Here is a 19,661-nt window from a genome sequence, read left to right on the forward strand (position 1 = left end):
ATCTTGAGTTTTACTGAATCTAACGATGGTATTTTATCTTCAACCGCAAATGAAATCTCGGGTGTTTTATTATTTGAGTTTACAACAACTTTCTCTACTTTGGAGTTGCAAGAGACTATTAGAATAGTAAGTAATGTAAGTAATGGTTTGATAGTTAGAGGTAATGGTTACTTGTTATACAACTCTCTTTTCTTTTAATTATTATCATTAGTATATTTACAAGATGCAATTAGATCCAAAACTTACCAATGTAGAAACTTCGATCTTTTCGGTGATGAGCGCATTAGCTAATAAGCACAATGCAATTAATTTATCTCAAGGGTTTCCTAATTTTAAAAGTGATCAAAAACTTATTGATGGTGTTTCAAAGGCTATGAACTCTGGTTATAATCAATATGCACCAATGCCTGGAAATTTTGAATTACGCGACGCTATATCAAGAAAAATAGAATTACTATACGACACGCACTATCATCCAGAAAATGAAATTACAATAACAGCAGGTGCTACTCAAGCAATTTTTACTATTATTTCAACCTTTATAAAACCAGAAGACGAAGTCATCATCTTTAAGCCTGCCTATGATTGTTATGAACCAGCTATAGACCTCAATAGAGGAAAAACAATTGCTATAGCTCTTGAAGCTCCAGATTACCAAATAAATTGGGATAAAGTAGCACAATGTATTAACAAAAAAACAAAACTCATCATTATAAATACACCACACAATCCAAGTGGTACTGTTATGAGTGAAGCAGATATGCTTAAACTTCAAGAACTTACTAATGGGACTAATACTATTGTTCTAAGTGATGAAGTTTATGAGCATATAATTTTTGATAAAGCACAACACCAAAGCGTGTGTTTATTTTCAGAATTAAAAAAACGAAGTTTTATTACGGCTTCTTTCGGAAAAACATTTCATAATACTGGATGGAAGATAGGCTACTGCTGTGCACCAAAAGACTTAATGGACGCTTTTAGAACTGTTCATCAATTTAATGTGTTTTCGGTTCATCATCCTACACAAAAAGCATTGGCCGATTACCTAAAAGTACCTCAGCATTATTTAGATTTATCTCATTTTTATCAAGAAAAGCGCGATACGTTTCTCAATCTTATTAAAGATTCTAGGTTTAAATTTACTCCGTCAAAAGGCACTTATTTCCAAGTGTTAGATTATTCTAAAATTACTTCTGAAAATGATATTGATTTTGCCAAACGTCTTACTATTGAAAAAGGCATTGCTTCTATTCCACTCTCGGTATTTAATGATGATAGACGTGATGATAAGGTACTGCGTTTTTGTTTTGCAAAAACTGATGAGACTCTAGAAGCTGCAGCGAAAATCATAAATACAATTTAACTTAAAAGTGACTTTTTGAATATTTTTGTTTCTAATTATTAGAAGAAACTAAACTAAAGATTATGAAATATATAATTACTCTTCTCCTTTTATGCTTTGCATTTACTGTGAATGCACAAGAAGTTATAAAAAATGGTAAAACCTATGAGGTTAAAAAAGAAAAAATATACTTAGACGGTAAAGAAATTACCGAAACATTAAGTGCTGAAGAAAGGGCTAATATTTTTAAACAGGCTGCTACGGTTTCAGAAAAAATGAAACTAAAAGAAGCTGCAGAAAAACAAGAGAAGAAAAAGCAAAAAGAAGCAAAAAAACTCGAAAAAGACAAGAAAAAAGCCGAAAAAGCACAAAAAAAGGCAGAAAAAGAGCAAAAACGTGCTGAAAAGGCATTAAAGAAAAAACAAAGAGCTCAGGATAAATTTGAAAAATCCAATAAAAAACTAAATGCTGCTCAAAAAAAATATGACAAACTAAAACGCAAAGGCAAACTATCTCCTCAAGATGAAGTTAAATGGTTAAAAAAGCTTGAAGGGTTAAGGGAAAATATTGATAAAGCCAAAAAGAAATTATAACCATCACATATATTGTTGACTATAAATCTATTTTGTTTGGTGATTTACCTTTCAAAATAGATTTTTTTTATGCTTAAAATTTGTAATTTTAAGTCATGCAAAATCAGTTAAAAGTTGCTTTAATACAATCGACTTTAGTTTGGGAGAACCCAGTTCAAAACCGAATCAACCTTAGAGACAAAATCGAAACAATTTCTGAGTCAGTAGATTTAATCGTATTACCAGAAATGTTCACCACAGGCTTTACCATGAATCCAAAAGGTATCGCCGAATCTATAGATGGGGTTACAGTTAAATGGATGACACATATCGCCAAAGAAAAGGATTCGGCAATTGTTGGTAGCTGTATTATAAAAGAGAATGAAAAATTTTATAACCGATTGCTATTTATCGAGCCAAATGGTAAAATTAATAGCTATGATAAACGACATACATTTACACTTGCAGGTGAAGACAAAGTCTATGAGTCGGGTAAACACAGGTTAGTTGTAGACTATAAAGGATGGAAAATTTGTCCGTTGGTTTGTTATGATTTACGTTTCCCCGTTTTTGCAAGAAATACAGATGATTACGATGTCATACTCTATGTTGCTAATTGGCCAAAAGTTCGAATTTCAGCATGGGATACATTACTTAAAGCTCGTGCAATAGAAAATATGAGTTATTGTATTGGAGTTAACCGTGTAGGTTTAGATAGTAATAATTATGAGTATTCTGGTCACTCTGCAGCTTATGATGTGCTTGGTGAACGAATAGACAATATTCCAATTGGTAAAGAAGCTATAGCAATCGTTACACTTGATAAAATGCATATTTCCAAATACAGAACAAAGCTTGGTTTTTTAAACGATAGGGATATGTTTACTTTAAAATAATTTCAATAACTGGATCCCAATTGGCTCTAGCATCTACGAGGTCTGGATAGTGAGCAACTCGTTCTGGCTGTAGTTGCTTTAAAAAATTACCAGAATCCCATTTTTTATTTCCATTTGCATCAAAAATCACTCTAATGTAATATTTCCCTGGATTGAGATTTCTAAAATCAAACAACTGCTCTTGAGCAGCAAATTGTTCATACTTGACTTCTCCTCTTTCAGTCATGAGTTGAACTATCATAGGGTACTCGGCATTTCTTAGTGTGATCCTAATATTAGAATAATCAGAAAACGTTTTGGTCTTTACCGTATAATTAAGCGTATCATTTACGTTTCCGAAGAAATCTTCCAAAGCATTAGGAAGCATTCTAATTTTGTAGGTGTTTGATTCTTCTTTATCAAACTGAAAACTATAAACATTATCATAATTACTATACGTAGTTTTAAAAGGAACATTAAGTGAATCCTTATCTAGGATAGTGATTTGATTTTCATTAATGGTTTCAAAAGGAATATTAGCTGAAATGCTAAAATCATCATTAAAATTTATGGTTCCAGCTATTGTTGCCTTGACCGTTAATGAGTCTTTGGCAATATCGCGAAACCTATGCGTTAAAGTATCTATATATGTCTTATTCTTTACAACAAATAATACCGAATCCAACTCAATTTTTGGTTTGTACCAATAATACAAAGTATCTGTCTTTTCGTCTTTAGTTATTCGAGTTTTATAATCTGCTGGCAGATCACCAAGCATTTCAATGTCCATCGTTTTATAATCCCCTGCATAACCAAACGCAATTTTTTGACCAGTAACTTGCTTAGGTCGTTTGGCTTCAAAATTTAATTCTTCCTTAAACAGTTTGATGGTATACTCTTCTTCTGTTGGTGCAGTAATAAAGCCTTCATAAAATCCTATTTTGTCCTTGTCTTGCTGAAATGTAAAGTTTCCATTTTCATCTTTAAGAGCTACCAGTTTATAGTTTCCTGGTTTTATATTGTCGATACTAAAATTTGTTATACTGTCTAAAGTATTCGTGATATATTTTGGTTTTTGTTTGTAAACAGTAGAGTCTGTATACGTTGAATCCTGCTCATACAACATCACAGAAATATAAGCATCTGGTTTTCTGTTTTCGGCATCTAATATCTTCCCTTTAACCGAAAGCGAATCGATATAATCTCCAGTAGAAAACACATATTTATAATAATCGTAAGGGTTTTCTTCATTATTATCAACAATACTTTGTCCGAAATTAAAAGCATAAGTAGTATTATCATCTAAGGTGTCATTGATGATAATTTTAATTGATTTACTAGCAGTACCAAGAGGTGTCACAGTAGGTTCAACATCCATTGGAGGTGAAATGATAAGCTGCTTTTGGAGGTTTTTAATCTTAACATATTCATCAAAATAGATTCTAATTTCTTTTCCTTTAAAGTTTGTTGTAAAATTCTCGGGAGTAGATTTTATAATTACAGGTGCTTCCACATCTTTTGGTCCACCAGAAGGGTTTCCTCTATTAGCGCAACTCGCCAAGGTAATAATTATGGCAACTAGAGCTAAACCTTGTAAAATAGTTTTATGCATTCTCACTTCAAATTTCAGCAAATTAACAATAAACCTCTTTATCCTCAAAACAATTAACTTCGTTTTAATCTGTAATAGCCATTGTGGCCAAACTTAACTTAACGCCTTCAATTTTCAATAATTGATTTGCGCAATCTTCTATAGTTGCTCCAGTAGTAATGATATCATCAACTAAAAGGATATGTTTGTCTTTTAATGTAATTCCGTTTTGAATTTCAAAATTACTATGAGCACTAGATTGTCGTTTTAAACGATCTTTAAACACTTGTGTTTTTGTATTTGTTGTTTTAACTAACATGGTAGTGTTATATTCTGCATGTAATGACTTGGCAATTGCCTTTGCAAATTTATCAACTTGATTATAACCTCTTGATTTTAGTTTTGCCTTATGTAATGGCACTGGTATCACAACATCAATATCTTGATAAGAACTCATTGGTTTCAATAGTTCACCAAGCCATTCTCCTAAAAACTCTCCAATTTGCTCTTGTCCTCTATACTTTAAGTTATGCATCATTTGTTGAACAATTCCCTTTTTTGAAAAGTGAAGCAACGCTGTTGCTTGTTGTAATTTTACTCTTCCGTAAAGCATTTTATGAAGCGCATTATTAGGATCATCATGAAAATTTGTTAATGGTAATTGGTGTCGGCAAGTCGTACATATTTGTAGTTCATTGTCTGACAAATGATTACTACAAGCGCTACAAATTTGCGGAAAAAATAAGTTTAACAAGTTTTTTATCATTTCAACGATTAAAATCAGTTATCGGTTACATATTATTTAGTTTCGCAAGATAAAATAACGATATTAATAATGATAGTTAACCCTCAATCATTTAACTACAGATTAATTATTGGTTCTTTAATAGTTGCGGTTGCAGTTTTAACAGTTTATAGTTTTACAAGTTACCAATCCATTGTATCGCATCAGCAATTTTTAGAACAGGAAAAGAAGCTAGTTGAAAGTGAGCTCTCCCAAATGATCACGCGCTATGATGATGTTTCAATTTCAAATGATCTGATTTCTTCCCAGTTGGAAGATGCTAAAAAACGTACCCGAATAACTTTGGACTCACTTAGAATGCTTCGTAGTGACCTTTCGGTATTGTCTAAGTTTAAGCGTCAATTATTCAACTTAAAGGCTAGAAACAAAATTTTATTCAAAACAGTCGATTCTTTAGACGAGGTTAATAAAAATCTAGAAAAGCAAAAACTCCTAGCATACAACGAATTAAGAAAACAAAAACGTGAAAACTCTACACTTTTAAAAGAAAATGAGGACCTTGAAAAGAGTATTGAAATTGGAGCTAAACTTACAGCTAATTCATTTCATGCTAAAGGTTTTGAAAAATTCTTTGGCGCTAAACGATCAAGTAATAAAGCAAAACGTGTTCAAAGTATCGAGGTGTGTTTTACACTTGCTGAAAACTCATTAACAGAAGCAGGAGAAAAAGAACTGTACATTCAAATATTAAATCCGAGAAATAATGTTGTAGCAGATAAAGGTGCTATTCACTTTGGTAATTCGTCTTTAATTTACAGCGCAAGGAAAGTGGTTAACTATGATAACAAAGTTATCGAAGTTTGTATTGATGTTGATGCAGATATTGATGAACAGCCTCTAGTAAGTGGCATGTATTATGTCTCTATATTTCACGAAGACCGAAAGCTTGGAAGTACAGAAGTAAAATTAAAATAACCAACACTATATAATTTCTTAAAAACCGTTCCGTTAATTGGAGCGGTTTTTTATTTTTGCACCATGGCAAATGAAGATCAATTTAAAAAAGTAATCTCTCACGCAAAAGAGTATGGTTACGTATTTCAAAGTAGTGAAATCTACGATGGATTAAGTGCAGTATATGATTATGCTCAAAATGGAGCAGAACTAAAGAAAAACATTCGTGACTACTGGTGGAAAGCTATGGTACAAATGAATGAAAACATAGTTGGTATAGATGCTGCAATTTTTATGCATCCTACCACATGGAAAGCCTCTGGTCACGTTGATGCATTTAACGATCCTTTAATTGATAATAAAGACTCCAAAAAACGTTATCGTGCAGATGTTTTAGTAGAAGACTATTGTGCAAAAATTGAAAATAAGATTGAAAAAGAAGTCAAGAAAGCTGCAAAACGCTTTGGTGACGCTTTCAATAAAGATGAATTTTTAAGCACCAATGGACGTGTTCTTGGCTATCAAGAAAAGATTGATACAATTTTAAAGCGTTTAGGGCAATCTCTAGAAAATGAAGATTTAACAGATGTGAAAGCTTTAATTGAAGAGCTTGAAATTGCAGACCCGATGACGGGCTCTCGAAATTGGACAGACGTTAAGCAATTTAACTTGATGTTTGGAACTAAGCTTGGGGCATCAGCTGAAAGCGCTATGGATTTATACTTACGCCCTGAAACAGCGCAAGGTATTTTTGTGAACTTTCTAAACGTTCAAAAAACGGGACGTATGAAGATTCCTTTTGGAATTGCCCAAACAGGAAAAGCCTTTAGAAATGAAATTGTAGCAAGACAATTTATTTTTAGAATGCGCGAGTTCGAACAGATGGAAATGCAATTTTTTATCAAACCAGGGACACAAAAGGAATGGTTTGAGCATTGGAAAGACAACCGAATGAAATGGCATTTATCATTGGGAATGGGAGATGATAATTATCGTTTCCATGATCATGAGAAATTAGCACATTATGCTGATGCGGCTACTGACATTGAATTTAGATTTCCATTCGGATTTAAAGAATTAGAAGGAATTCACTCACGTACTGATTTTGATTTAAAGCAGCATGAAGAGTTTTCTGGTAAGAAATTACAGTATTTTGATCATGAAGATAATGCGAGCTATACACCTTATGTTTTAGAAACATCAATAGGTTTGGATCGTATGTTCTTAGCTGTATTCTCTAATTCGCTTGAAGACGAAACTTTAGAAGATGGAAGTGTTAGAACTGTGTTAAAACTACCTGCAGTATTGGCTCCAACTAAAGCGGCTATACTACCTCTTGTGAAAAAAGATGATTTACCAGAAATTGCTCGCCAAATTATGAATGATTTAAAATGGGATTTCAATGTTACCTATGATGAAAAAGATGCTGTAGGAAGACGTTATAGACGCCAGGATGCTGCTGGAACACCATTTTGCATAACTGTAGATCATGATACTTTAGAAGATAACACTGTAACCATACGTCATCGTGATACTATGGAACAACAACGTGTTAAAATTGAAGACTTAAAAGACATTATTAAAAAAGAAGTCGATGTTAAGCATTGGCTTATGAAAATGAAATAATTGTCTTTTGATATATATAAAAAGCGCCTTGATAATCAAGGCGCTTTTTGTTTTATCGTTTTAATAATACAATGTTCGCTTTTTCCCTAATTTTTAAATTAGTAAGTGCTTTATAATTATTGGAAGAATCTTCAATCTCCAAAAACACAGTATTTGGTGACACCTTCCCAATGTTTAATGCCTCAAGTTCTAAAACTGTTTCAGGTTTATCAAGAACTATTTCAATTTTCTTTTTATGTTTAGTAACAGCATAGTTTCTGAGCACAACCTTAGAATCAATTTTTAAATTGATCTTGTCTCCATCCTCTTGCCCAGCATCATACAACACAATGGTAATCTTTTTGTCTTTGCTAAAAAAGTTGAGTGTTTCATCTTTTGAAATGAAGGTGGTCTTTAATGAATCGACAAGTTTAACAACATTGATCTTTTCTTTAACTTCTTTTTTTACGAAGATATTTCTGTCAATCTTCTTGTCTAACTTCTTAGCTTTCTTTTGAATTTTTTGCATATCTGCCATCAAAATCTCTCCACTAATACATTCTTGACCATCACTATACAAACCTTTAAAATCGCCTTTGATCTCTCCTTTTCCATTAAGTTTTTTTAATGACCCTTTAAAATTCACGAAGCAAAAATCATCACTACTCACTTCCGATTTGGTGTAAACAATACCTTGTTCTCTAAAGCTAATTCTATTCTCTTTATCATTAAAAAATCCACTAATCATTGATTTTGTTTCATGTGGTCCGCCAAGATCTGTAATAGAATAACCATCTATAACACCTTCTTTTTCAGTAAAGTGTACACTGTAACTTATAAACGATGTATCGTTTAATTTAATAGCGCCCATAAACTCTGAAGTATCTTGTCCGTAAGAAAAAAAGTACATCATCGAACACAAAAAACATAGGAAATTTCTCATTAATAGCATTTTAATTATTATACTTGTAAATATAAACTTATAAATTAAATCTTATGAAATTTAAAATTATTCTTTCCCTCTTAGCTTTAATGCTAACAGTAAACTTAAGCTATGCTTCATTTCCTGTAGTAAAAGCTAAAACTACAAGTACAGAAGTTGTGACTACTGTAGACACTGAAGACAACGGTACATTTTATTCACCGGCTGCAAAAGCTGCTCAAAAAAGTCAAGGGGTAGCATTATTGCTTTGGTTTTTCTTAGGTGGTCTTGCTGGACACAGATGGTACTTAGGAAGTCCTGTTGGATGGAACATACTATTTATCCTTACTTTAGGTGGTCTTGGTATTTGGGCAATTGTCGATTTAATTGGAATTATTACCGGATCGTACGAGCCTAAAAATGGATCATACAAAAGTAGTTTCTTCTAGGATTTTAAATTAAGATTCTTGATATCATCAAACATGATATCTATAAACTATAAAAAAAACTCCCAAGCCATTGGTTTGGGAGTTTTTACATTTTATACCTTAGTAACCTTAAGGCATTAATTACTACGAGTAAGGTAGAACCTTCATGAATGGCAACTGCGCTTCCTATATTTGCCCAACCCATCATAGTTATTGGTACTAGAAAGGCAACAACGCCCAAACTAATCCAAAGGTTCTGTTTTATAATGGATCTAGATTTACGACTCAAACCAATAACAAACGGTAAGCTTTCAATTTTATCAGACATCAAGGCAACATCTGCAGTTTCTAGAGCAACATCACTTCCCGCTGCTCCCATAGCAATACCAACAGTACTATTTGCCATTGCTGGCGCATCATTTACACCGTCTCCTACCATGGCGACTTTAGAATCTCTTTGTCTTAGCTCTTGGATTGCTTTTACTTTATCTTCAGGTAGTAAATTTCCTTTAGCCTCGGTCAAACCAATTTGACGTGCAATAGAATTACCTACATTTTGATGATCTCCTGTGAGCATAATCATATTCTTAATGCCTATGGCTTTTAAACGTTGTAAGGTGTCTTTAGCAAATGGTCTAGGAACATCCATAACGCTAATTAAACCTATGAGTTCTTTATGATATGCAACGAGCATAACTGTCTCACCACTTTGAAGCAAATCACTCATTTGCGTTTCTATTTCAGTAGATATATCAATACCATTATCGGTCATCAATCGCGGATTACCAATTATCACCTCATCTCCTTCGTACTGGGCTTTGATACCCTTTCCTTGAATCGCAGACATATCAGAAGCTCGGTTTTTAGTTTCAATTTGATACTGTTCTCTAATATCTTTTGATATTGCTCTAGCGAGCGGATGGTTACTCAAACTTTCTACATCTAGTACCAAACTCAAAAAATTAGTTTTATCAAACCCATTCAATGGAATAGCATTCGTTAATTTAGGTTTGCCTTCTGTTAACGTTCCTGTTTTATCAAAAGCAATGGTCGTTAAGCTTCCCATGTCTTCCAGTGCTCGACCACCTTTGATCAACACACCATTTTTGGCCGCTCTAGCAATCCCACTTAATACAGCACTTGGTGTAGAAATTGCTAAAGCACATGGGCTTGCAGCAACTAAAACACATATGGCTCTATACAAACTTTGATTAAATGTTTCGTCAATAACCAAGTACGCAAAACACAGCGTGACCACCAATAGAATAACTATAGGGACAAACCACTTTTCAAACTTTTTAGTTAGTAGCTGCGTTGGTGATTTTTTAGTTTCAGCTTCACTAACCATTTTCACTAAACGTGCAATAGTACTATCCTCACTAAGCTTAAGTACTTTTACTTCAATAACATTATCTCCATTTATGGTACCAGTAAACACTTTGTGCTTACTTTCAATATCATTAAACTCTGTGTGAGTTTCTAAAGAAGAAATAGAATATTTATCTACAGGAATACTCTCTCCTGTTACTGATGCCTGATTAATACTACTATTGCCTTTTATAACGACACCATCGGCAGACACTTTGGTGTTAGGTTTTATTACAATGACATCTCCAATTTGAAGCGATTCAATAGGTATTTCTACCAATTCGTTCTCCTTTTTTAACAATGCTATTTTAGGTGATAAATTTCCGAGGGCCTCAATAGATTTTTTTGCCTTATTCATGGCATAATGCTCTAAAGCATGGCCTAAACTAAATAAAAATAACAATAGCGCTCCTTCTCCCCAACTCCCGATGTATGCTGCTCCAATAGCAGCTGCTAACATTAAAAAATCGATTTCAAATTCACCTTTCTTGATCTTATTAATAGCTTCTAGAGTCGTGAAATATCCTCCAAAAATATAAGCGGCAATGAAACATCCCAATGCCCACTCTTGGATAGTACTGAAATGCTCAATAAGAAGTCCGGTAAAAAAGAACACACCACTTAAAATGGCAAAATACAATTCTGTTTTTTCGCCTAAAATTCCGTGGTTATGACTATGTTCATTAGGTTTATTTTGATTCATCTCAATAATTTTATGGATCAAATATTGGTTTCGTAACTACCCTATAAAACTTACAAAACTTAAAAATAAGCTTTTAACTGGACAGTTCCTGTGTGAATGGTTTTACTGGTCTCTGTTTTCCTTCCGAAGTAATTCAAATTTAGATCCAAGAACTTGGTAAGCTTCTTCTGAGCAAGTAAGCTCCATGTAAAGTTATTTCCTGGTTGCAAACCTTCTAATATTTGATAAGCTACTGGAGTATTAGCATTTCCGGAGAATTCATTTTTAAAGAAATTAACTTCACCTGTTAATGCAATTTTATTGGCATTATTATAGGTAAATGATAATCCGTAATTGCTTTGGGTAAGTCGTTCCATCTCACCAATAGTATTATCTTTAGATGTGTACTGATAAAACACATCAAAACGAGCATTTTCATTAAATATATAGGATAGCTTAGGTTGAAATCGTACTTCATCCAACTCATAGTTTCTAGTTGCAAAATTTTCACTCAAACTCTCATTGATCTCCAAACTAGATTGCAAATTAATTAGCCAACTCTTCCAAAATTTATGATTAAATTGAAGTTGATGACTTTGCAACTTATTCTCCTGAAATCCTATAGACAATGTTGATCGATTGGTATTAGACAAAAACGTATAAGACGTTGTATACTTTTGTTGACCTCTATTGAAGAACAATACATTTCTAATACTTTTATTGAGTGCGAGTTGATTAATTTCATCTGTAGAAAAAGGATTTAAATCAAAACCATCTCCAACCCTTCTGTTTTTTCTATCAATTAAAAACGAGGTTTGATTATAAAAATGTGACCAGAATTTCTTCCCTTTATCTTCTGAACTAGACCATTGCTTTGGATTGATTGTCAAGGTTTGACTAAATCTGTTTTGATGCGTTTTCACAAACACCTGATTTGGTAGTAAGACACGAATATAACTACCTTGATCTGCAAATTGGGCAACTTCAAACTCGTTGAGTTCTTGAATTCCGTTGTCATTATAATCAATCCAAGTGTAAGCGCCTTGGCCTGGCTCTACTTCTACATAGGTAAAATCTTGCTGTGGTAATGTACCTGAATTGGTTTCAAAAACCGTATTCCAAAGTACTAGATTGCCCCACAATTTTTGATTAAAATTTAATCTCGAGTTCAATGAGTTTTCATCTTCAATACCTTCATCTTCGCTTTTCAATGTTCTGTAGTTGGCATATAGTCCTAAATTGGTAGTTTTATTCTGAATGATTTGAGATTTTAAATAGTAGGTATTAGATGTGTTAACACGTTTAACCTCATTAGTACGCAAACTATCATTTACTCTAAATTTATAGCCTATTTCAACAAAAACACCTGTACTATCTCCGTAACCTGTAAAAGCTTCGTAAGACTTAAATCGCTGACTCAAATTTGTTAATAGATCAGTAGATCTTTCACGCTGCTCACTATCCTCTAAAGCAATTTTTGCACCAACCCATTGTTTATCGTTATTAAAATTATAGGTTACTCGATTAAAAGAACGTACAAAAGTAGACGTTGACGCACTACTTTTATTACTCAAAAAGCTAGAATTAGAAAATATATTGAATTTATTAAGTTGAAGATTTGCCAGCATATTATGGCGATTCCCATTGAAATTTTCGGAATAGTTAAGATGCTCAAACTTATATGTTGCTATTCCTTTTTTTTGATGAAGTAATTCAACTCCCGAAGACAATAGTATTTGGTTTCCTAGCGGATCTTCTAAGTTCCAATCACGATTAAATTCGGCTCTGTATAAGCGTTGTATCGTTTTAAAGTTCTTATTAATAATATCAGCATCGGCATAAGCATTTAAATTCCATAAGCTATCTGTTTTAATAACTTTTTGATTGATACGTAGCTTACCAGCGAAGCCATCGTTATCATCATCATCCATGCTAGAAAACAAGTTAAGGTCGTTTTTACTTCCTGCCAATTCAAAATAGACATCTGTTTTTTCGTTTGGTTTGTAGGCACCATTAACAACAGCAACTTGTAGTTTTTCTGGTGCAATTAATCGTACGATAGGCTCATAATTTCCTTGAGGAATGCCATTTAAAGGTGCAACATACTCGAAGATATTTTCTACAGCGTTACTATTTATGATGACATAATTTCCTTGGTTTTCGCCTACTAAAGTAAATCGAACACTAAACAAATCGTCATCAGGATTATTAGAGAACACAAAAATTTCTTCACCACCAACGATATCCTTTCTGTATAAAATACGGTTGTCATCAAACGCTTGCGCAACATCGGAAGGCGCTACCATTAATGATTGATCATCTCCAGCATTAGATAAGATATCCACCTGTTCGGTAGATAAATTTTGTTGCAATGGTTGATTTTTAGCATCTGCTTCAGAGTATACCGAAACTCCAAGTTTTAGTTTTTCAGTTTCATAAGTTCCTCCTCCAAAAACCGTAAAGCGGGAGAAATTACGATCACTAAACTGATAATCTACTGTAATTCGCATTTCCGAAGTGATAGGATACGTCGAGTTAAAGATGATCTCACCAGCGTTATAATCGATAATATAATCTTTGTTTTCACCACGCTCAATGGGAATCCCGTTAACATAAACCGTTTCGCTACCAGAGACGATAAGCACAAATAATTCGTTATTAGGGCCTGTCAATTTATAGGGACCTTGGTTTCCTTCTTGTGCTACAAACTGGCTTGTTGTAAACTGTCCTCGAACTAGTGCTCCAGAAGCAAATAGATTGGTTTTAGACGATTCTCCTTCAAAATTTGCAGCCACCTGTAAGCCTTGAACACGCTTAGTAAAGCTGGCAAAATAACTATTAGTGTTGGCTAGATCTATATCTCCTGCTCTAATGTTCCATCGATCACTAAACAATTCGATAAATACCTGATCGAACTCATCTAATCGCTGTGAATATCCACTCTCTTGCAAAGGAATATTAGCATCCTGAATTGACGCTCTTAGTGATACCTTATCGCTTAGCTTTCCTGAAATCTGTAAATCCAGTTCACTGTTCAACACCGAATTTTGATTATTACCAAGAGTGACTCCTCTTGAGATGCTTCCAGAAGTGCTCAGGCCATCAAAAGGGGTGAAATTTTTTTCGATGTTGGATTGATTGAGTTTGTATAAACGTTGAAGATTGTCGGTATTATCAACAATAATCTTATCGTCTAGTTGGAAATATTTCCGAGTTAAAAAATCAGGATATCGCAAATAATTGATCTCTACAGAATCAACTGCAATCGGTTTTTTGAACGTTAGTAAGGCTTTGGCAAAATCAACTTTATAATACGAGGTATCAATGGTAGTTTTATCTTTACGCTTTAAGATAAACCAGCTAGAATTAATACTAACAGTATCGACTTTAATAGAATCTCTAACGACTACTTTCTTTGTCCTATAATTAGATTGTTCCTCTTGTGCTAAGGCACAAAAAGACATTATAAAACACATAAGCGAAATAGCAATTTTCATTCAGTATATAAACTTCTAAAGGCGGAAATTATTTTATCCTTAAAATCGGGTTAAAATAATAGTGTAAAAGTACAGTATTATTTAATTTAGCTGAAATCTTAACTTTTCAGAATGAAAATCATATCATACAATGTCAACGGTATTCGAGCTGCAATGAATAAAGGCTTTATCGATTGGCTTAAAAGCGCAAATCCAGATGTGATTTGTTTACAGGAAATCAAAGCCATGAAGGAGCAAGTTGATATTGAAGCTATCGAAAATGCTGGTTATAAATATAATTATTGGTTTAGTGCTCAAAAAAAAGGCTATAGCGGTGTTGCCATTTTAAGTAAAACGGAACCCGACCATATAGAATATGGAACGGGAATTGAATCTATGGATTTTGAAGGACGAAATCTAAGAGCCGATTTTAATGGCTTGTCTGTAATGAGTATGTATTTACCTTCTGGAACCAATGATGCTCGATTAGCACACAAGTTTGAATACATGGATATGATTCATTCGTATTTAAACAACTTGAGGCAAGAGAAGCCCAACTTAGTTATTCTTGGCGATTATAACATTTGTCATGAAGCGATTGATATTCACAATCCAAAAATGAAAGGTGTTTCTGGGTTTTTACCTGAAGAACGTGAATGGTTGGGTCGTTTCATTGATAGCGGTTTTATAGATTCGTTTAGACACTTACACCCAGAGAAACAAGAATTTTCATGGTGGAGTTATCGCGCCAATGCCAGAGCGAATAATAAAGGTTGGCGTTTAGATTATGCAATGGTTAGCCAACCATTACAAGAAAATATCAAACGCAGCGTTATCCTCACGGAAGCGGTTCATAGTGACCATTGTCCGATCTTAGTAGAAATAGAAAATTAATTATAACAAACTTAACCTGATTAACATGATTAAAAAATTGTCATTAATAGCACTAACCTTTGTATTTACAACGTCTTGTGTATCTAAAAAAATATACACTGATTTAGAAAATAAATATGCAGATCTAAAAAAAGAGCACCGCAAATTATCTGATAGTAATAGGGATCTGGAAACAGCTTTGAACAAAGCCGAAAATGACTTGACTAGACTTCAGCAAGATTATGATAAGACCTTAGCGCAACGTAATAAGCTCCAATCTGAATACGACGCTACCAAATCAAACCTAGATAATTTAAAAGCTTCATATGATGCATTGGAAAAAAACAGTAGTGCATCTATAGCAGCCAATTCAAAAAAGAATAGAGAATTATTAGCGCAGTTGGAAGCTAAAGAACAAGCCTTAGTAGCAGAAAATGCAAGGTTAGAAAAATTAAAGAAAGAATTAGACTCTAGATCACAACGTGTAGCCGAACTGGAAAATGTGATTGCTACTAAAGATGCGGCAATGACGAAATTAAAAGATGCTATTTCTAAAGCATTAACCAATTTTGAAGGTAAAGGATTAACTGTAGAACAGCGTAACGGTAAAGTATATGTGTCTATGGAAAACAAACTTCTTTTTCAATCTGGAAGTTGGGCTGTTGGTACACAAGGAAAACAAGCCGTTAAGCAACTAGGTGATGTACTGGCCGACAATCCTGAGATTGCCATCTTAATAGAAGGACATACCGATGATGTACCTTATAAAGGGAATTCGCAATTGAGTGGCAACTGGGATCTTTCGACTAAGCGAGCTACGGCAATAGTGAATATTCTTAGAGAAAATTCAGCAATTAATCCTGAAAATTTAACAGCTGCTGGTCGTGGTGAATATGCACCAATTGCAAGTAACGATACTTCCGAAGGCAAAGCAAAAAATCGCCGTATAGAGGTAATTTTAACGCCAAAATTAGATGAGATTTCAAAACTATTGAACGACATTTAAGCGCTTCAAAACCTTAACATAGATTTAGGATGGTTCAGTTTTTAAAAAGCTGAACCATCTTCTTATCTTTACACTTCTTAAAATTAAACCAACACCATGAGATACACCACATTACCAAAAACCGATATAAAAGTTAGTAAAATTTGTTTAGGAACGATGACCTGGGGAAATCAAAATACTCAAGACGAAGGTTTTGCTCAAATGGATCTAGCCATAGACAAAGGTGTCAACTTTTTTGATGTGGCAGAGTTGTATCCTGTTCCAGCAACGGCAGAAACTTATGCCGAAACCGAACGTATTATTGGAAATTGGTTTGAAAAAACTGGAAACAGAGATAAGGTTGTTCTGGCCACCAAAATTGCTGGTCCAGGAGATTATACAGCACATATTAGAACCAATGGGTTTAGTAAAGCTGCACTTAATGACGCTGTAGATAACAGCTTAAAGCGTTTAAAAACTGATTATATTGACTTATACCAATTACATTGGCCAGAGCGTCAAACCAATATGTTTGGTGTTAGGGATTATAATCATAATGCTAATGATCCATGGACCGATAATTTTAATGAGATCCTACATAATTTGGATGAGATCATCAAATCTGGAAAAATACGTCAGGTTGGGATTTCAAATGAAAAAGCTTGGGGAACTATGCGTTATTTGGAAGAGTCCAATACACATAACTTACCAAGAATGATTACCATACAAAATGCATATTCGTTATTAAATCGCGTATTTGAAGGCGATATGGCAGAAGTTGCTATTCGGGAAGAGGTTGGTTTATTAGCCTATTCACCAATGGCATTTGGTGTGCTGTCAGGAAAATATATTAAAGGTACTGCAGCAGATAATGCACGATTAAAGCTGTTCCCTAGATTTGCACGTTACAGCGGAGCTAAAGCAACTGAGGCCACCAAACGTTATATGCAAATTGCGGAAGACAATGGTATGACCTTAGCACAAATGGCATTGGCTTTTGTAACAGACAGACCTTTTATAACGAGTAGTATTATTGGTGCGACCTCTTTAGAACAATTAGAAGAAAATATCGATAGTATTGATATAACATTAAGTGACGAGCTCTTAAAAGCCATCAATGAGGTGCATGCAGAAATTCCTAATCCAGCGCCATAATAATATTGCTTTTTGAGATTTATATTGATTTATTGTCGATTATATTCTATATTTGATTAACACTAAATCAATCGACATGAACATATTTAATCTATCTCTCCTGTTTTTTCAGAACCCACCTTATGAATTAAATGATAGTATTTCAGGATTTGCAACACTTACGATGATCTTATACATTCTATATATTGCAGCTGTAATAAGCTTTTTTGTGCTTTTTATATTTCTATACATTAGAGTCATGAAATACTTTAAATTAAAGAATAAACTCATGCAACGCGAACTTGATAAGGATTAGAATTAAAAACTATTTCAAGAAAACAACTATCTAAATATCCTAGCTATGACTAGGTTTTTTTTATTTTTTCAGCCTCCTTCATAGTATTAAATATCAATAAATCAATTATTTAATTGCATTCATATAGAATATTTTCTATATTTGATTGTGTAGAAAATATTCTATATAATCATTTAATCGATTAAATTCACTGAACACTAACTTAAATTCAATAGTACAATGAAACATAATTTTAAAACGGCTGTCTTACTCTTTGTAGGACTGCTACTAACTTGGTCTTGTGAGAAAGACGATAATACAAATGAAAGTGTTAATCAATACAAAGTGCCAAGTATTGAAAGAGCTAAAACTTACTTCAATGAAAAAATAAACTTGTCTTCTTTAGAAACAACTGATTTATTTAGAAATGGTGATAGCTCATTAGACACCGATTGGGATAAGTCGAAATCTAAGGCATATAAGGAGGAGCCTCAAGAAACTCTGGATATTCTATATACACCCATTTACTTACCCACTTCTGGAAAAGCCAAAAGCTTTATTGGGTCTGTAGAAATGAATGGAGATATGCAATCAAAAATTTTCATCCTGTTTTATAAGCAGAGTACAAATGATACTGCCTTTTCTGGCTTTATGCTCATCTATAACTTGGATGGTATAATTGAATATGCCTACGAATATGATGACGGCCAGCGCATCTCAGAAGGCTTACCCAATTTGGTAAGCAATACACTTAACAGAACCGATACTGGCGATTGCGAGAGTCCTTTTGATAGTCTCGGCTGCCTTCTCGATTGGGTTGGTGGTGATTGGTTTGGGCTAGATGGTTTTATTGAAAATGATGTTGTCGAGGTTATTGCTGTGGGAGATTCTAGCACTGGTGGTCCGATTAGTGACTCTGGTTTTGGAAATCCTGGTTTTAGTATTCCAGCTTTAGATGAAGGTATCGCAGGCACAAATGGCAGCATTGAAGAACCTTGGTGGCTAGATAATACTGTAAGTGCCAACCCACTTTCTATCATTATGGCTTTAGAATTAGGACATGTGGCTTTGCCTGAAGCAGAATGGCTGCTCAATCAAGCCTCTCAAGAGCAATTAACTTCCATTGCTAATTTTTTGAATGCCAATCGTGCCAAGGATAAAAATAACGATAGTATTGAAGATAGTGGTTTAGATCCAAATCAAATGACTGAAATCTCGCAGGAGGCTTTAGATTTTGCAATAAGTATGATTAATTATTTGATGAATAACCCTAATGTAACGTTAGAATACGATCTATCGAATCAAATAAATAGCTATCCCAATTTTGACACATTTGATGAAGTAGAAGATTTTTTTGAAAATTCTAATAATTCATCATCTCATACTGTTTCAGTAGAAAGAGATAATTTTACTTTCAACTTTTTAATGCCACTATTTAGTTATGCTATAGAAATGGATGTTGACAAAGAAGTTCCTGATGGAAATTCTTGCGATTGCATAGAGATTCTTGACGTAAAAACTTACATTAGTGGAAATGAAACAATAACATCTTATACAGAAATTGGAGAGTATTGGACAGACATTTCCAGTGAACAAAACACAATTAAAGTAAGTATAAAAGGAAAAATAACAACTGGTTTAAATATAGATGGGTTCCCTTGGAAAAGATCTAAAGTTTATACCTTCTATGTTGTATATAATCACTCAACTGGAAATATAATCACATATGGCTATGATTTGCAAAACTAAAAACTTTATAAGATTATACTCTTGTATTTTTCTTATCCTATCAGTTTCTTTAAATAAAGTTT

Annotated in this window: 17 protein-coding genes; 12 read left to right on the top strand and 5 right to left on the bottom strand. The window is 33.6% G+C overall.

What is annotated here, in order from left to right; translation table 11 throughout:
• The first annotated feature begins 3 nt into the window (after nt 1–3).
• From Q0783_RS02665 to Q0783_RS02680, 4 genes are all read left to right on the top strand, one after another.
• Nucleotides 4–198: a hypothetical protein gene (locus Q0783_RS02665; protein ID WP_298893065.1), complete on the top strand. Its 195-nt coding sequence runs from the start codon at nt 4–6 to the stop codon at nt 196–198.
• Between the two features lie 25 nt (nt 199–223).
• Nucleotides 224–1,366 carry a methionine aminotransferase gene (locus Q0783_RS02670; RefSeq protein WP_298893067.1) on the top strand — a complete coding sequence of 381 codons (1,143 nt, stop codon included), beginning with the start codon at nt 224–226 and terminating at the stop codon, nt 1,364–1,366.
• Between the two features lie 62 nt (nt 1,367–1,428).
• The gene (locus Q0783_RS02675) at nt 1,429–1,938 is read left to right on the top strand and encodes a hypothetical protein (RefSeq protein WP_298893069.1); all 510 of its coding nucleotides are present in this window, start codon (nt 1,429–1,431) and stop codon (nt 1,936–1,938) included.
• 95 nt (nt 1,939–2,033) lie between these two features.
• The gene (locus tag Q0783_RS02680; protein ID WP_298893071.1) at nt 2,034–2,813 is read left to right on the top strand and encodes an amidohydrolase; all 780 of its coding nucleotides are present in this window, start codon (nt 2,034–2,036) and stop codon (nt 2,811–2,813) included.
• On the opposite strand, the gene Q0783_RS02685 is transcribed toward Q0783_RS02680, so the two are convergent.
• Both Q0783_RS02685 and Q0783_RS02690 read right to left on the bottom strand, forming a co-directional pair.
• Complete coding sequence (locus Q0783_RS02685; RefSeq protein WP_298893072.1) at nt 2,800–4,404, bottom strand: Ig-like domain-containing domain; 1,605 nt, start codon at nt 4,402–4,404, stop codon at nt 2,800–2,802. The genes Q0783_RS02680 and Q0783_RS02685 overlap by 14 nt on opposite strands.
• A 64-nt stretch (nt 4,405–4,468) precedes the next feature.
• Nucleotides 4,469–5,137, bottom strand: a complete 669-nt coding sequence (locus Q0783_RS02690; RefSeq protein WP_366915430.1) for a phosphoribosyltransferase family protein — start codon at nt 5,135–5,137, stop codon at nt 4,469–4,471.
• An 81-nt stretch (nt 5,138–5,218) separates the two neighbouring features.
• Here Q0783_RS02690 and Q0783_RS02695 point away from each other — a divergent pair, with 81 nt between their 5' ends.
• Together Q0783_RS02695 and Q0783_RS02700 are read left to right on the top strand one after the other, a co-directional pair.
• The gene (locus Q0783_RS02695) at nt 5,219–6,103 is read left to right on the top strand and encodes a hypothetical protein (protein ID WP_298893077.1); all 885 of its coding nucleotides are present in this window, start codon (nt 5,219–5,221) and stop codon (nt 6,101–6,103) included.
• 63 nt (nt 6,104–6,166) lie between these two features.
• On the top strand, nt 6,167–7,708 hold the full coding sequence (locus Q0783_RS02700) for a glycine--tRNA ligase (protein WP_298893079.1): 1,542 nt from the start codon (nt 6,167–6,169) through the stop codon (nt 7,706–7,708).
• 52 nt (nt 7,709–7,760) lie between these two features.
• On the opposite strand, the gene Q0783_RS02705 is transcribed toward Q0783_RS02700, so the two are convergent.
• Nucleotides 7,761–8,630, bottom strand: a complete 870-nt coding sequence (locus tag Q0783_RS02705; protein ID WP_298893081.1) for a hypothetical protein — start codon at nt 8,628–8,630, stop codon at nt 7,761–7,763.
• 53 nt (nt 8,631–8,683) lie between these two features.
• Between Q0783_RS02705 and Q0783_RS02710 the strand changes: the two genes are divergently transcribed.
• Entirely contained in the window at nt 8,684–9,058 is a 375-nt protein-coding gene (locus Q0783_RS02710; RefSeq protein ID WP_298893082.1) for an NINE protein, read from the top strand.
• An 85-nt stretch (nt 9,059–9,143) separates the two neighbouring features.
• On the opposite strand, the gene Q0783_RS02715 is transcribed toward Q0783_RS02710, so the two are convergent.
• Nucleotides 9,144–11,108 carry a heavy metal translocating P-type ATPase gene (locus Q0783_RS02715; RefSeq protein ID WP_298893084.1) on the bottom strand — a complete coding sequence of 655 codons (1,965 nt, stop codon included), beginning with the start codon at nt 11,106–11,108 and terminating at the stop codon, nt 9,144–9,146.
• A 59-nt stretch (nt 11,109–11,167) separates the two neighbouring features.
• Entirely contained in the window at nt 11,168–14,584 is a 3,417-nt protein-coding gene (locus Q0783_RS02720) for a hypothetical protein (protein WP_298893086.1), read from the bottom strand.
• Between the two features lie 111 nt (nt 14,585–14,695).
• On the opposite strand from Q0783_RS02720, the gene Q0783_RS02725 reads away from it, so the two are divergent.
• The 5 genes from Q0783_RS02725 to Q0783_RS02745 all read left to right on the top strand — a co-directional run bounded on the left by Q0783_RS02725 (nt 14,696) and on the right by Q0783_RS02745 (nt 19,599).
• Nucleotides 14,696–15,457, top strand: coding sequence for an exodeoxyribonuclease III (locus Q0783_RS02725; RefSeq protein ID WP_298893088.1), 762 nt, complete (start codon nt 14,696–14,698; stop codon nt 15,455–15,457).
• 25 nt (nt 15,458–15,482) lie between these two features.
• Nucleotides 15,483–16,442 carry an OmpA family protein gene (locus Q0783_RS02730; RefSeq protein ID WP_298754224.1) on the top strand — a complete coding sequence of 320 codons (960 nt, stop codon included), beginning with the start codon at nt 15,483–15,485 and terminating at the stop codon, nt 16,440–16,442.
• Between the two features lie 96 nt (nt 16,443–16,538).
• A complete protein-coding gene (locus Q0783_RS02735) occupies nt 16,539–17,576 on the top strand; it encodes an aldo/keto reductase (RefSeq protein WP_298893090.1) in 1,038 nt (345 codons plus the stop codon).
• A 76-nt stretch (nt 17,577–17,652) separates the two neighbouring features.
• Nucleotides 17,653–17,871, top strand: a complete 219-nt coding sequence (locus tag Q0783_RS02740) for a hypothetical protein (RefSeq protein ID WP_298893092.1) — start codon at nt 17,653–17,655, stop codon at nt 17,869–17,871.
• A gap of 219 nt (nt 17,872–18,090) precedes the next feature.
• The gene (locus Q0783_RS02745; protein WP_298893094.1) at nt 18,091–19,599 is read left to right on the top strand and encodes a hypothetical protein; all 1,509 of its coding nucleotides are present in this window, start codon (nt 18,091–18,093) and stop codon (nt 19,597–19,599) included.
• Nucleotides 19,600–19,661 lie beyond the last annotated feature (62 nt).

The organism is uncultured Psychroserpens sp., assembly GCF_947500255.1.
GTDB lineage: Bacteria > Bacteroidota > Bacteroidia > Flavobacteriales > Flavobacteriaceae > Psychroserpens.